Raw genomic sequence first — 13174 nt, 5'->3', positions numbered from 1 at the left:
TTATCTCCCGATCACCACAGAATCAGACATCACGTTAGTGAAGTTTTTTCCTAACAAATCACCAATCCAGTTACTGGTCTCATAACACATGGTCACGCGATACAAAGGCATTTCTCGGCCTCGATTACTGACTACAGATAAATGCTCCAAATCACTAATCGACTTCGCTACTTCACAGGTCACACCACCACGGTGTTCTGCAACGACAGGATTTGGTCTGCCTACTTCTTCAAAGCTCAACTCTTCAACCAATAACCCGTATTTATCGGCTTCAAACGCGCCAAAGGTTCTTTGGAGAGAGCGCTTAGCGAGTGTATCGAGATCATTCACTTCTTTAGCGGTCAGTTGATAATCAGCCTCATAGAGTTGCGTGCGCTCTTTGACAATATTCACTAACGAATAAGAAAGACGGTCTAACTTACCTTTCACCGAAAGTTTGATGATTACGTCGCCACTAAACGCCAATAGCAGGCTAAAGAACACACCGACAATGGCAAACTCGATACTGAATGTACCGCGCTGTTTAGACTTCAAATTGGGAGCGTTCATATTCTTGTACCACTATCATTTCACGACTCATCAAATTCGACATCGTGACGAAGTAACTGAAGATAGGTTTAAAGCGATAATTAATCCGATAAATTGCTAGTGCGGCATTGTCGGCTTTCCCGCACTCGGTACTTTCGAGGACTTCGGAACTGCCACAGAGCTCTTCTACATCAACCAGGTCATCAAGTGATTTCACATATTGAATCGTGACTTGAAAGTCATCACCATCGACCACTTGGTTCCAGATACTTCCCTCTCTGTGTAGGACGTCTTGCACCGTGTCCATGTAATCATCCGAGCCCTTCTTGGCAGTTCGAGCAATCTCTGAAATCGCTAGATCATTGATGGCAGAGATATAGGAGATGTAACTCATCTCAACCCAAGCCATACACATCAGCCAAAACGCAAAGAAGCCAATGGCAAACTCGATACTTGCCACTCCTCGCTGCTTAGCTTTCATCATGTGACCCTACATCCTGCATTCCACTCACGGATAGTGAGCGGCTTTCTGCTGAGTAGATACTGTGGTTGCGAATCGCGCGATAGATCTGTTCGATTTGATGCTGACTAAAGCGGTCACTCAATACCGACTCGACAAACGAGTAATACCCTAGCTTGGCCATACTTAACGTTAAGTTGGCGATCATCTGCTCGTCAGCTTGGCCGCGCTTGTACAAAGGCAATAACCGTTGTGCTGCCGATTGATAATTTTCTTGGGCGATATCCAGTACTGCTAAGTTATTGTTCACCGTTGCGGAGTCATAAAAGTGCTCTCGTGCACGTTCAAAGTAACCACGTGCTAACTCATACTGATAGCTATAGCCATAAAAGGTACCAAGTAGGTTCTCGGCTTCTGCGTTCTCTGGTGATTTTTCAAGTACACGTTTAGCACTATTGATAGCCGCAGGGTATTGGCCAAGTTCACCATAGGCTCTACTTTGCAGTAACAAACTATCAACACTGGCTTTGTTTTGCTTCGTCAAAGGGGCAATGTAAAACAGTGCAGACTCTGCATCTCCCATTGCTAAGTAACTCGCCGACAGTTTTTCTCTCAGTTCAGCCGTATCTTTTTGCTGAAGCTGCTTTTTGTACAACTCTGTCAGCTGAACATGATTATTAGTTTGTTTGTAGATGGTTTCCCTGGATTCGTCTTGTTGCCAGTTCGATTGTGTCGAACTGCAAGCGACTAAAGCGAACGTCAAACCCACTGTGATTATTTTCTTAAGCATTGAGCATTAACCTCATGACACCTGGTGCGGCGATTACAAAGACAATTGGGATCAAGATGAAGACGATAAGTGGTATCGACATCTTGGCGGCTAACTTCCCTATTTCTTCTTCCAACTCCAGCATCTGAACTTCTCGGATATCTCCAGCCAAAGTCGTTAGCATGGTGTAGATTGATGAGCCATGTTGAATGCTCTGGCTCAATGTCATCACAAAGCTACGCATTTCTGACGACGGCACTTTTTCATACAGCTCTTCCAGTGCTCGTTGCATACCCACAATTCGTGCGCGATGGTTCGTTTTGTCCAATAGACTGGCCATCTCTTGATTGAAGCTGCCCATTTCCACCGATAAATACTTCATCGAAGCTTCTATGGTCATACCGGTTTGGACACAGATCGCCATTAAATCGATCAAATACGGCATTTGCTTTGAGACTCGTCTTTGACGTGCTTTTGCCATCGAATCTAAGATAATGTCAGGCAAAGCAATGGCCATCATGGCCCACGCCCCCGCGGCCGCAATCCAGTGGTTAGTTTCGCCTTGGTTAAACCAGAAAATAGCGCCAATGATCACTTCACCTAATACCAATGAACAGTACTTGATTGGCATAAACAGATGAGCAAATCGATGGTTACCAAGGCCAGCACTTTCGAAACGAACGCTGACGTCATCTTGAGATGTTGACAACACCGACGTAACAGGCTGCAGCCACTGACTAAGTTCTCGCTTAGACTCATTTTTACTGGCCGCATATCGATTATTCTTCGCTAAAGACGCAATGCGACGCTTTTGTTGAACTTTATAGAACAACCAATAAACCAAGATTAAAATGCCGAAAGCGATACCTGTCCAAGCAAAAAATAACTGTAACTGGTCATTCATTACTTCACCTTTTTCATTAACAACCAGATGATGAACATACCAATACTTTCACTGATAATGACGTAATAAAGTATCGGGCGGCCCTCTGGGTGAAACATCACAAACTCAAAGTTTTCTGGGCTTAAAAACTGCAAAATGAACAGAAAGAAGAATGGTGTTGCACCGACAATCTTGGCTGAGATACGCGCTTCAGATGTCATAGCGTATTTCTTTCTTTCTACTGCCCTTGCTTCGAACATTTGCCTATTCAAACGCGACATCACATCTTTTAGCTGGCCACCACGCTGCATGTTGGCACGCAGTGTAATGACGAAAAAGTGAAACGACGGATATGGAAAACGGCGACACGATTTTCGAAACACTTCATCAATGGGTTCACCTAAGTTAAGACGTTCACTCATCAACTTAAATTCTTTGCCCACTTCACCTTCTAGCTTTTTGCCTACATAGGTAATGCCTCGGCCGATACTTTCTCCAGCACTAAGAGAGCTAGTTAGCATGTTCAACGCATCGGGGAATGTCTCTTCAAATCTTTGTTGTTCACGTCTTTGTAAAAACAAATATCCCCAAATCCAAGCGAGTAATAGCGCAACAGGTAACACTTCAAACATAGGTAGCCGCAACATGGTTTGGTTAATAACGCCAACAACAGCTAAAGCGACTACTGAAAACACAACAATTTTTAATGCAGCCATATTGCCTAACTGACGCTGAAGGTTATCCCAACGCTGCAATACTCTTTGTCTAAAATTTCGATCGGACAGACTCGCCATATTGATGGCTTGCTGGGTAAAACTCGCGTTATTTGCTGCGTAGGCTTTCGAGTTTTCCAAATAGTCATTGATCGTTTGCTGTCGCTCAGGCTTTAGAGCAACAAAGACGAGCGCAAACCCGCCAAGGATGATTAACCAATACATACCCACTCACTAGTTGCTTAGTGCCATTGACTCAATAACTTGGACCAGTTGATGCTCGACGCCAAAGAAACGTGCTTTTTCAAACAAGGCAGAGCGCGCCATAACACCAGAGGTGGTGTATGAGCCTTGAATTCGACCATCGAGGTTTTCTGGCAATGCTTTAAAAGAGAACAGCTCTTCTAACACCACGTTAGTGCCTTCAATCCCTACCACTTCAGTGATACTCATGATCTTACGAGAGCCATCATGCAAGCGGCTGACTTGAACAATGAGATCAATCGCGCTGACAATCGAGCGTCGAATTGCTTCCAACGGCAAGTTGCTGGTTGCCATCATCACCATAGCTTCGACGCGAGCAAGCGCATCTCTTGGCGTGTTGGCATGTAAGGTTGACATCGAGCCATCGTGACCTGTATTCATGGCTTGAAGCATTTCAAATGCCTCACTGCCACGACACTCGCCGACAATAATTCGGTCTGGGCGCATACGTAGAGAGTTAATCACCAAATCTCTTGAAGTCACGGCTCCCGTTCCCTCAATACCGCTGTTTCGAGTTTCCATTCTCACAACATGTGGCTGCTGTAAGCGAAGCTCTGCGGTATCTTCGATGGTGACAATGCGTTCACCATCCGAGATATGTTGTGATAAGGCGTTCAGTAGCGTCGTTTTACCTGAACCCGTGCCTCCAGAAACAAGGATATTGAGTCGACAACGCGCTGCGATTTGTAGTAACGCGGCCATTTCTTTAGACAGTGAACCGAACTCGACTAAATGTTCAAAACCAATACTCTGCTGGCGGAACTTACGAATTGAAATCGAAGTACCATCCAGCGTAATTGGCGGAATCACAATGTTAACGCGACTCCCATCCTCTAAGCGTGCGTCACATGTTGGTGACGACTCATCAACACGGCGCCCTACTCGGCTCGCAATCCGTTTTGCGATATCTAGTAACTGCTGCTCATCGATAAAACGGATCGGAGCCTGCTCAACCAAACCGTTTCTTTCGATATAAATTTGCTTGTGACCATTGATCATGATGTCGGTAATCGAATCATCATCCATCAAAACTTGCAGTGGCCCCAGGCCGATAAGTTCATGAATTAGGCTAGTGACGTACTCAGATTTCGCCAACGACGACACTGGAAGCTGCTCACGGTTGACCAGCATATCGACGGCATTGGCCAGCTGAGCTTCTAACTCACTACGCGATAAGCTTTCGATAACACTGGCATCTAATGCATCAAAAATCTGGCGACGCAGTTTGAGGTAAACACTTTGAGATTGTTCCATCACGATTACCCATTACGCTTTAGCAAGTTACGTAGAGAGAAGCCTTTGGTTGGTTCTACTTTCTCACCGACCAATAGCGCGACTAGATTTTGTAACCCTTGCTTCATTTCAGAGCGCGTGTCGCTAATCAAATCACCTTGGAGTAAATAGTGATTCGCTTTAAAATCAAATACTAATTGCGCATCTGCTTTACGACCAAAGTACTTCTCAACATCTGATTCGTTGATGGAAGCCGCATTATCAGGTCTAGAACGATTCATGACTGTCAGTACGGTAAGCTCTGGGTATCGCAGCTCGATTTCAGAGCTAATACGATTTAGCTCACGTAGTGATGAAACTGTGGCATCAAATACCAAAACTAACACGTCAACACCATCTGTCGCTTGCTCAAATTCGGCATTCGTTGTTGTGGTATGTGAGTAGTCTTCAACAACAAAAGTATTACTTTGAACCATCTGCTGCTTAAGCGCTTGAGTGTACTGATGAAGCTCTTCTCGGCTAAACTCATCAGACTCAACCGCTAATATCGACAAATGCTTTTCAATGTTTTGTACTAGGCTTAAGGCGATATCGCTATCAATGCCCGTTGCCAGCGTTCCTTTTTGAACGCTGCGTTTATTGAATTTCTTAAGTCCCATCATCACGTCGATGTTGCTGCCAGTGTAGGTGTGGTCAACCAACAGTGTGCTAGCGTGATGATACTTCGCTAGTGAGCGCGAAACTTCACAAGCGACCAAAGATGTACCCACCCCACCTTTTACGCCCATAAACGCAATCTGCTTAGCTTTACGATTTTGGCCTACGCCACGCTTATCAATATGGTTATTTGCGACATTGCTATAGAAATCGGCAATTTCAGCTTCGTTCGCAGGCCAGAACAGGTAATAAAACCCCAGCTCTTTTAGTGCACGAATAGTTGAAATAGCATCTTCACTACCGATGATGATCACCGACACATGCGGAGGAAGACTACGCGATAGTTGCTTTGCATCTTCAACCACATCATTGCTTTGGTTAAGCTCAACCAACACAACTTCAACATCAGGGTTTTGTTCGAGCTTCTCAAAATTTTGCGTTTGATTGATTAACGCTTCGGGCTCTTCAAACCCTTCAAAACGAAACGCTTTTTGTACTAAAGCGCTGCAAAGCTGAGACTGATAAAACAGCACACTACGACTTTTTTTCGTCATTTTTTTAGGTTCGCTACTACTTAACTTATCAACTAAATCAAACATGAAATTCCCCTAAATAGCGTTCTGCGGGTTAACCATTGATTGCCAACGGCTGGTGTCAGTATTGCAACCTAAACTGCCGCGACCATATTCACCTACTCGTTCTTGATGACAAATCTCGAGTTTCACTTGGTGCACCGTCGCCGCCACTTCAATCTTAAATTGCCCACTTTTTTGATGTTTGAAGTAGACGATGCGATTTGAATCAACGCCAGCTTCAATCAATTGTCTTTTCGCCTTTTTGTACAAACTGTCTCCATGAGTACCGGCAATTTGGATTTTCCACTCTGCGCGAGTAATCAGAGATGGGTGTTTTTCAATAAAAGTGTTCAGCCGTTCAGCTATTTTTGCTTGGTTGGTTTCAGTCAATTTAAACTGATAAGTCACCGGTATCACTTCGATTGAGGTGCCTCTAGGCTCTTCAATATGGTCGGCGCAACCGACTAACGCAACGCCTAAAACAAGTGAAATTAATACTGCTCTCATTGGCTGAACCCTCCGGCTGATAGGACTTCATCTGCCCACTTTTCTTGCGACGTTTCATACTGGCGGTCTAGGGCAAAGAAACGTTTCAACGTGCTGGTTTTTTTCATTGTTGGTAGCTGGATTTGATTAGCTTTAATCGGTTGAACAAGGTTGACTGTCGCTACAATCACCAATTCCGTCTTATTACGCTCCGTACCTGTATGACGGAATAAGCTACCTAGAATTGGAATATCACCAATGAATGGGATGCGCGTTAACGACTCTTTTTCTTCACTGTTAAGTAAGCCACCTAAAACAAAGCTCTGACCATCACCTAGTTCTACCGTTGTTTGTGCGCGGCGAGTACGAAGTGCTGGTAAGTCATACATTTCGCTGCTGTACTTACTATCCAGGGAGCTCACCTCGGGCGTTAGTGCAAGCTTGATTTTGTCATCTCTAAGCACCTTCGCCATGAGCTCTAATCGCACACCAAATTCTTTATAGCTAACGTCTGTCGTGCCATCGACTACTGTGACTACTGGCAGCTCACCACCCACTAAAAAGCTGGCTTTCTCGCCTGAAATCACAGAAAGGTTTGGTTCTGCAAGTACTTGGCCCACACTATCTACCCCCAATGCAGAGATAACTGAGACAATGTCGCTTGCACTAAAACTGGTCAGTTGATCAACGAAGATCCCCGCATTACCACCACTGCCCATCTTGATACCAAAATCTTGCATAAAGGTATGTGAGACTTCCGCAATAGTAAGTTTGACATTCACTTGCTTGGTTGCCGTGACTTCAATGTTGTTAACCACACCTTGATATTCAAGTTGGGTCATAAAACCGATTTCAATGTCATCATCATCTTCTTCAGCCATTTCATAATCCATCACCGTTCTTAGCTTTTTACCAAGCAGTTCACCAACTAGCTTAAGAATATTGTCTTTTTCTTGCTCGGTGCTGACGCTGCCGCCTAGTACCACATTGTCGCCAATGCCGGACACGGTCACTTGCGCATAGGGAAACTGCACTGCGATCTGCTGCTCTATCGCGCGATAGCTTTTGTTTACTACCAGCGTTTTATTAAGCAATTCTTTGCCATTCCCATCAAACGCGATAAATGAAGTGGAACCTAAGTCTTTTCCAAGAACGACCACTTTATGCGCATCAATCACTTGATAATCGGCAACCGTTTGTGACGAAATAAATACCGAAGCAACTTCGCCTGAAATAGACAGTGGCTTGGCTTCGCCTTGAGTTAAGTTGATTGTCCCTTTAGCAAATGCACATAAAGGCATTAAGGTCACTAGCATTAGGGCGCTTATTGTTTTTTTCATACCCAGCCTCTTAGTTAAAACGAAATTCACGGATACCACTTGCGCGGCCTTGAACACGAATGATGTCAGCCGAATCTGCCACTAAGTCGTTGGCATAGGCTTCGCCTAGCGATTTGTGTACCGCTATCTCTGCCACTCGATTTGCGACAGTGAGTCGAGCTAACTGCTGATTGGTCACTTGAAGAATCAACGTCACTTCACTGTCATCATCTCGATTTAGAGAGTCCAATGACTTTTCGGGTAAGACCATATCGAGGACTTTAATCTGCGCCAGTAACGGCATCATGGTTAAATGCTGAATGTCCGATACAGATTGATCGGTCGATAGGTTCTGGCTTGGTGTTGAGAGTACTGAAATATCAACCATATCTCCGACATTGATCGTTCCCCCAACCACATCCTTACCAGGAACCGTTACGTTGTATGGAACAAAACCAGATTGCAGTACAGCATTTAAGTAATCACCATCACCCGGCATTGCGACAACATCGTCACTGACAATGTCACCAATGGATAAATCCTTCACGGCAAACATGGGTTCATCCCAATCCAAGTCAATATCACTGTCGATTCCGACTAGCGCAGCTTTGGCTTGGGGTAGATGCTCAACCATTAAATGACCACGGGTTATTTTGGCGCCTTTTGCTAACTCATGTTTTACGCGCCAAACTTTATACGCCACTTCCATTGGTTCAGGCGTGGTTGGCTTAGGAGTTTTTGTTGGCTCAGCGTTGGTCACGCCATAAAGCCCAATAGATATAGCGACGAACGCTAAACCAAGAATGATTTTTGAATTCATTGATTAACCTACAACGATGCAGCTATACCTAATAAGCTTCCTAAACAAATAGGTACACCATATGGCACCCCTTTGTTGACCCAGTTGGCATTGCCAGTCATTTGACTGACTGCCCATTGGGAAATGGCTAAGGCTCCACCTGCACTTAAAATAATAACAACGGTCAGCGGAAAGTAATTGGGCGATATCATCACACTAAAAGCCGCTAATAGTTTGCTATCTCCGGCAGCCATAATGTTGAAGTAAAACAACAAAGCTCCAATAGAAAGCACTGGGATTGGCATAGCTAACTGTTCATATCGACCATATTTAAATACAAAAAAAACACCCAACAGAGTAATCACTAGCACCACTCCATTGGGTATTTTTCGATGTCTGATATCTTGATAACTGGCTGTTAAAGCCATGGCGGCTAACATACTTAGCCACCATAGTTTTACATTCACTTTCCTTAGCCAGCAGGTGTAGTGTTCGCTGCTGTGATGTTGCCAGAAATCGTAGTAATAGCACCTTCTAGAGCAGTACGAAGTGTGTCGTTAAATACAGCAAGAACGATAGCTGACATACATACACCTAGGATTGCGTATTCAATTGCTGTTACGCCGCGCTCGTCATTTTTGAATGATTGGATGAATAGTTGAGTTTTTACAAATGCTTTAGTTAACATCTTTGTTTCCTGTTGATTAATGGACTGTGTTGTTTACGGGAGAGATATTAAAAACTGTTGCATTTGCTAACAATGGAAGTGATAAGCTCCTCACATTTCCATGACAATAACGGCGATTTCATTCAGTTTGGATTCAGTTTCACAGTGAATATCGGCCCCTCAACTCATTCACAGAAGATTTAATGAGGTTCGCGGATAGCGAGAAGGGAGCCGCTTTGGTAGTATTGGCACAACATAATGACATCCGGACCTATTGGATATGCACCTTTCAAAACTGACCACAGACATTTTCAACCACCTTTACCGCGATATTTCTGAATTCCGCAGCACATTTGATTTACCTGTTGCCGCGCCAGAAAGCTTAGATGACAAAGCTGATACGCTGCACACATCGCTTGCGATTGAAGAGCTGACAGAGCTAGCAGAAGCGGATAACAAAACAGAACAAGCTGACGCAATCATCGATAGCGTTTATGTTCTAATGGGTCGTTTGGTGCACCTAGGTCACGACAAAATCGAAGACAACCTTGCAATCAACTACCTTATTGATCTACTGCTTAACGTTGCTGTAAACCGTAGTATCGACTTTATCCCTTGCTGGGATGAGGTTCACTCGAGCAACATGAGCAAGGTATGTCGAAACGAAAAAGAGTACGCAGAGACTGAAGCACATTACGCAGAGCAAGGCATTAAGCTAATGGCGGTGCAGAAAGGCGATTACATCATCGCAAAATGTGCAGAAGACTTTGTCGCTGAAGGCAAAACGATTCGCCAAGGTAAAGTTCTAAAATCGGTTTACTACCGTCCAGCCGATCTTGCGCCTTTAACTAAGTAGTTAAAAGCACAACTCAAATAAAAAGCCGCTTGCAGTTCAAGCGGCTTTTTTGTGTCTGTATAACGCTGATATTAGTCGAACAGTAAAACGGGGCTTCCTTCGACGTGCGCTTTAGTGACTTTGGTTTTGAATACTCGTGACAGTTCTTCAACCGATAAGACGTCTTTAACCTCTCCCACTCTCTGTAACACACCCAGCTCTAATAACAGTGCTTTATCAGCGTGCTTAAGTGTTCGATTAAGGTCGTGATTCGACATAATGACGCTAATGCCCATATCTGCCACACGCCTAATCAACTTATATAAAAGCGTTTCTTGTCCGATATCGAGTGGCGCAGCCGGCTCATCGAGAATAAGCAATTTCGCATAAGGGTTTAGCGTTGGCCATATCTGCAAACAAATGGCGCACAGTCGAACTCGTTGCCACTCTCCCCCAGAAAGATGGTGAATGGAGCGATGGAGTTTGTCATCGATCTCAAGTAGCTGGGATAGCTCATTGATTACTGACTCGATGTCTGGTGAGTGAGAGTCAATATGTGCAGGTAAAGACAGTGCCAAATACTGCACCACATCAAGATTGAATGCTGGTCGATCACTTTGGCATAAGAACGCGCGGCAAGTAGCGAGTGACTCGATAGAACTGCTGGCGACATCTTGGTCATAGATCTTTGCTTGACCATCAAAATCTAACAAACCTGCCACCGCTGACAGCAAAGTACTTTTACCACTGCCGTTAGGGCCAATCACGTGCAAGATTTCGCCTTGGTTGACCTCAAAGGAGAGCGGCAATAATCGAGAGCCAACCGATAAGCTATTAACGTGAATCATGATTATTCACCAACATCCAGATAAAGATCGGCGCGCCGATTGAGGTTGTCACCACACCCAATGGAAGCTCAGCAGCATCGAGCGCTGTTCTGGCGACAAGATCGGCAAACACCACCAGCGTGGCTCCAGATAGCGCAGACAGTGGGATCAAATAACGATTCTCACTTCCTATAGCCAATCGTAAAAGGTGTGGTACCACCAACCCTACAAAACCAATCACGCCGCCTAACGCAACCGCGCCACCAACAAGTAACGACACAGCTAGGATCAGCTTCCAGCGCACTGCATCGATATCAACACCAAGCTGCTTTGCGTGCAGTTCACCCATCATTAATCTATCAAGCAAGGTGCCTTTAAAGCACAGCCATAACAGCACTGGGATTAGGACAAGAGTCAGCATGTGGTGATACCAACTTGCGGCCCCTATGCTTCCCATCAGCCAATACATCAGTTGACGCAAACTTAGGTCATCGCTGAAGTAGAACGCCCAAGTCACTACCGCTCCGGACAAGATTCCCAGTGCGACACCGACTAATAACAAACGAGTGGTGGTCAAACGCATCGCTTTGGCGACAAAGACGAGCAGCATAGTGAAAGCCAGTGCGCCAAGCACTGCAGCAATCATAAAGCCAAAGGGGGTCGCTAGCGTCGGCGCAAAGAACAACAACAGTACCTTGAGTACGCTAGCGCCGCCGGATATGCCGAGCACACCAGGTTCTGCAAGAACATTACCCAATAAAACCTGCAATACAGCGCCAGAAACGGCAAGCGAAGCCCCAACGGCAATTGCAGCCAGTAAGCGAGGTAGACGTAATTGAACTATTAACTGTTCTTGTAAAGATGAAAGCGATTCAAACGGTGAGATAAACACTTCACCCACCATTAGGTAAAGCGCACTAATGATGAACAGTGAAAAAGCGCAGAGACCACCAAAACGTATCCATCTTTGTTGCCTGCGATTGAGTAGCTGAGTAAATTCCATGTGGTTGCTGAGTAACCGATCCTAGCCCCTAAAAATAATGGCTTAACGATACCGTTAAGCCATTAAAATAGAAAGTGTAATCACTATATTCAACTTGAATGATTGTTATCAATCGTAAACAAGTTGGCCTTCGTCATAGCGAGTTTTCACCGGGCAAACCATCAAAGCGGCACGCTGACCGATAGCAACATGACGATTAGGGAAAACAATCGCCTCCCCTTCATTTTTCGCCATCAGTGGTTTATCGCCATCATGTCCGAAAACTTCACCATGTTTAAAGGCGGTAAAGTTTGCAACGCCATCGTCAAACAAAAAGTCGAAGTCGTCATGCAGACGCACGATAGTACGACTGACTCGATACATGACCGGTTTACGCGGCAAATGCTCTGGTTCACTGTCTGAAATCAAATCACGTAGTGACAGGTCAAACGCGACCAGCTTATCAAGGTCGTTTTGGCCAATCTTAGCCACACGGCCAAGCTCAACAGTCAGTGCCTGCGCACCAAAGTTCTCCGCGCTGTACCAACTAAACGTACTGGATGGCGCATTAGAAAACATCACCGCTTCTAGATGGGCGCTAGAGACAAACTCCATTAACGCTTGGCTGCGCACCGGGTGTCTCACCTTCGGGCTAACGACAAATGAGTAATGCTTTGAATCACGAATCGCACAATGTAGGTCAAGGTGCCAACGTTGATCTTGCTGAGTATTTTCAAAGAATTCAGTGACGATTTGTTTTAGATTATTCGCAATATCGAGTTCTTTTGAAGGTTCATACTCTTTGTCGTCAAACAAACGATTTAAGTTCATTTCAATGAAGCGCGTATGGGCATTCGTTGCCTCAGGGTGCGCATTAATGAACAGAAGTCGCTCGGTAACGGTTTGAAAACCTGTTTGGATATCTGTGATGATCTTATCGACGATCTCCATTGGCGCTGTTTCGTCACCATGGATACCGCAAGAGATAATGATGTGTTTGCTCTCTGGTGAGAGATTTGAAGGGATCACCTCCAACACACCACGTTGATGTAATTTGAATACTGTTCCACCAGCCACAGTCATTTCATTGGCAGGCATTTCTTGTTCTAAGTCTAAGCTGTCAAAAAGAAAAGATTGGCGAAAGAGATTTTTCGTCATGCGCTACTCCTTTATTGCA

15 protein-coding genes and 1 pseudogene are annotated in these 13174 nt (G+C 44.8%); 1 reads left to right on the top strand and 15 read right to left on the bottom strand.

What is annotated here, in order from left to right; translation table 11 throughout:
- From tadF to ACHUFZ_RS00300, 12 genes and pseudogenes are all read right to left on the bottom strand, one after another.
- Positions 1-549 (bottom strand): tight adherence pilus pseudopilin TadF, encoded by a 549-nt coding sequence (gene tadF, locus ACHUFZ_RS00355; RefSeq protein ID WP_394125381.1) that lies wholly within the window; start codon positions 547-549, stop codon positions 1-3.
- Positions 524-1009 carry a TadE/TadG family type IV pilus assembly protein gene (locus ACHUFZ_RS00350; RefSeq protein WP_394125830.1) on the bottom strand — a complete coding sequence of 162 codons (486 nt, stop codon included), beginning with the start codon at positions 1007-1009 and terminating at the stop codon, positions 524-526. The genes tadF and ACHUFZ_RS00350 overlap by 26 nt, the downstream gene beginning before the upstream one ends.
- On the bottom strand, positions 999-1778 hold the full coding sequence (locus ACHUFZ_RS00345; RefSeq protein ID WP_394125380.1) for a tetratricopeptide repeat protein: 780 nt from the start codon (positions 1776-1778) through the stop codon (positions 999-1001). Before ACHUFZ_RS00345 ends, ACHUFZ_RS00350 begins: the two co-directional genes overlap by 11 nt.
- The gene (locus tag ACHUFZ_RS00340) at positions 1771-2661 is read right to left on the bottom strand and encodes a type II secretion system F family protein (protein WP_394125379.1); all 891 of its coding nucleotides are present in this window, start codon (positions 2659-2661) and stop codon (positions 1771-1773) included. Before ACHUFZ_RS00340 ends, ACHUFZ_RS00345 begins: the two co-directional genes overlap by 8 nt.
- On the bottom strand, positions 2661-3578 hold the full coding sequence (locus tag ACHUFZ_RS00335; RefSeq protein ID WP_394125378.1) for a type II secretion system F family protein: 918 nt from the start codon (positions 3576-3578) through the stop codon (positions 2661-2663). The genes ACHUFZ_RS00340 and ACHUFZ_RS00335 overlap by 1 nt, the downstream gene beginning before the upstream one ends.
- Before the next feature lie 9 nt (positions 3579-3587).
- Positions 3588-4871, bottom strand: a complete 1284-nt coding sequence (locus ACHUFZ_RS00330) for a CpaF family protein (RefSeq protein ID WP_394125377.1) — start codon at positions 4869-4871, stop codon at positions 3588-3590.
- 5 nt (positions 4872-4876) lie between these two features.
- Entirely contained in the window at positions 4877-6106 is a 1230-nt protein-coding gene (locus ACHUFZ_RS00325) for an AAA family ATPase (protein ID WP_394125376.1), read from the bottom strand.
- A 9-nt stretch (positions 6107-6115) separates the two neighbouring features.
- On the bottom strand, positions 6116-6589 hold the full coding sequence (locus tag ACHUFZ_RS00320; RefSeq protein WP_394125375.1) for a hypothetical protein: 474 nt from the start codon (positions 6587-6589) through the stop codon (positions 6116-6118).
- Positions 6586-7908: a type II and III secretion system protein family protein gene (locus ACHUFZ_RS00315; protein WP_394125374.1), complete on the bottom strand. Its 1323-nt coding sequence runs from the start codon at positions 7906-7908 to the stop codon at positions 6586-6588. Before ACHUFZ_RS00315 ends, ACHUFZ_RS00320 begins: the two co-directional genes overlap by 4 nt.
- Before the next feature lie 10 nt (positions 7909-7918).
- Complete coding sequence (locus tag ACHUFZ_RS00310; protein ID WP_394125373.1) at positions 7919-8707, bottom strand: RcpC/CpaB family pilus assembly protein; 789 nt, start codon at positions 8705-8707, stop codon at positions 7919-7921.
- Positions 8708-8841: 134 nt separating this feature from the next.
- A pseudogene (locus tag ACHUFZ_RS00305) lies at positions 8842-9114 on the bottom strand (prepilin peptidase); the annotation flags it as partial.
- A 44-nt stretch (positions 9115-9158) separates the two neighbouring features.
- Positions 9159-9374: a Flp family type IVb pilin gene (locus tag ACHUFZ_RS00300; RefSeq protein ID WP_394125372.1), complete on the bottom strand. Its 216-nt coding sequence runs from the start codon at positions 9372-9374 to the stop codon at positions 9159-9161.
- 259 nt (positions 9375-9633) lie between these two features.
- On the opposite strand from ACHUFZ_RS00300, the gene ACHUFZ_RS00295 reads away from it, so the two are divergent.
- The gene (locus tag ACHUFZ_RS00295; protein ID WP_394125371.1) at positions 9634-10209 is read left to right on the top strand and encodes a nucleoside triphosphate pyrophosphohydrolase family protein; all 576 of its coding nucleotides are present in this window, start codon (positions 9634-9636) and stop codon (positions 10207-10209) included.
- Between the two features lie 71 nt (positions 10210-10280).
- Here the strand turns inward: ACHUFZ_RS00295 and btuD are convergent, their stop codons facing one another.
- The 3 genes from btuD to ACHUFZ_RS00280 all read right to left on the bottom strand — a co-directional run bounded on the left by btuD (position 10281) and on the right by ACHUFZ_RS00280 (position 13155).
- The gene (gene btuD / locus ACHUFZ_RS00290; protein WP_394125370.1) at positions 10281-11036 is read right to left on the bottom strand and encodes a vitamin B12 ABC transporter ATP-binding protein BtuD; all 756 of its coding nucleotides are present in this window, start codon (positions 11034-11036) and stop codon (positions 10281-10283) included.
- Positions 11023-12018 carry a vitamin B12 ABC transporter permease BtuC gene (btuC, locus tag ACHUFZ_RS00285; protein ID WP_394125369.1) on the bottom strand — a complete coding sequence of 332 codons (996 nt, stop codon included), beginning with the start codon at positions 12016-12018 and terminating at the stop codon, positions 11023-11025. Before btuC ends, btuD begins: the two co-directional genes overlap by 14 nt.
- A 108-nt stretch (positions 12019-12126) precedes the next feature.
- Positions 12127-13155 carry a succinylglutamate desuccinylase gene (locus ACHUFZ_RS00280; protein ID WP_394125368.1) on the bottom strand — a complete coding sequence of 343 codons (1029 nt, stop codon included), beginning with the start codon at positions 13153-13155 and terminating at the stop codon, positions 12127-12129.
- Positions 13156-13174: the final 19 nt, after the last annotated feature.

Source organism: Vibrio hepatarius (genome assembly GCF_043642085.1).
GTDB classification, from domain to species: Bacteria; Pseudomonadota; Gammaproteobacteria; order Enterobacterales; family Vibrionaceae; genus Vibrio; species Vibrio hepatarius_C.
Note: the sequence above shows the minus strand (reverse complement) of the source record. Positions and strands in the feature narration are given on the sequence as shown.

Excerpts from the sequence above, each read along its gene's own strand:
- tadF (WP_394125381.1), bottom strand. The coding sequence starts at position 549 with ATGAACGCTCCCAATTTGAAGTCTAAACAGCGCGGTACATTCAGTATC.
- ACHUFZ_RS00350 (WP_394125830.1), bottom strand. The coding sequence starts at position 1,009 with ATGAAAGCTAAGCAGCGAGGAGTGGCAAGTATCGAGTTTGCCATTGGC.
- ACHUFZ_RS00345 (WP_394125380.1), bottom strand. The coding sequence starts at position 1,778 with ATGCTTAAGAAAATAATCACAGTGGGTTTGACGTTCGCTTTAGTCGCT.
- ACHUFZ_RS00340 (WP_394125379.1), bottom strand. The coding sequence starts at position 2,661 with ATGAATGACCAGTTACAGTTATTTTTTGCTTGGACAGGTATCGCTTTC.
- ACHUFZ_RS00335 (WP_394125378.1), bottom strand. The coding sequence starts at position 3,578 with ATGTATTGGTTAATCATCCTTGGCGGGTTTGCGCTCGTCTTTGTTGCT.
- ACHUFZ_RS00330 (WP_394125377.1), bottom strand. The coding sequence starts at position 4,871 with ATGGAACAATCTCAAAGTGTTTACCTCAAACTGCGTCGCCAGATTTTT.
- ACHUFZ_RS00325 (WP_394125376.1), bottom strand. The coding sequence starts at position 6,106 with ATGTTTGATTTAGTTGATAAGTTAAGTAGTAGCGAACCTAAAAAAATG.
- ACHUFZ_RS00320 (WP_394125375.1), bottom strand. The coding sequence starts at position 6,589 with ATGAGAGCAGTATTAATTTCACTTGTTTTAGGCGTTGCGTTAGTCGGT.
- ACHUFZ_RS00315 (WP_394125374.1), bottom strand. The coding sequence starts at position 7,908 with ATGAAAAAAACAATAAGCGCCCTAATGCTAGTGACCTTAATGCCTTTA.
- ACHUFZ_RS00310 (WP_394125373.1), bottom strand. The coding sequence starts at position 8,707 with ATGAATTCAAAAATCATTCTTGGTTTAGCGTTCGTCGCTATATCTATT.
- ACHUFZ_RS00300 (WP_394125372.1), bottom strand. The coding sequence starts at position 9,374 with ATGTTAACTAAAGCATTTGTAAAAACTCAACTATTCATCCAATCATTC.
- ACHUFZ_RS00295 (WP_394125371.1), top strand. The coding sequence starts at position 9,634 with ATGCACCTTTCAAAACTGACCACAGACATTTTCAACCACCTTTACCGC.
- btuD (WP_394125370.1), bottom strand. The coding sequence starts at position 11,036 with ATGATTCACGTTAATAGCTTATCGGTTGGCTCTCGATTATTGCCGCTC.
- btuC (WP_394125369.1), bottom strand. The coding sequence starts at position 12,018 with ATGGAATTTACTCAGCTACTCAATCGCAGGCAACAAAGATGGATACGT.
- ACHUFZ_RS00280 (WP_394125368.1), bottom strand. The coding sequence starts at position 13,155 with ATGACGAAAAATCTCTTTCGCCAATCTTTTCTTTTTGACAGCTTAGAC.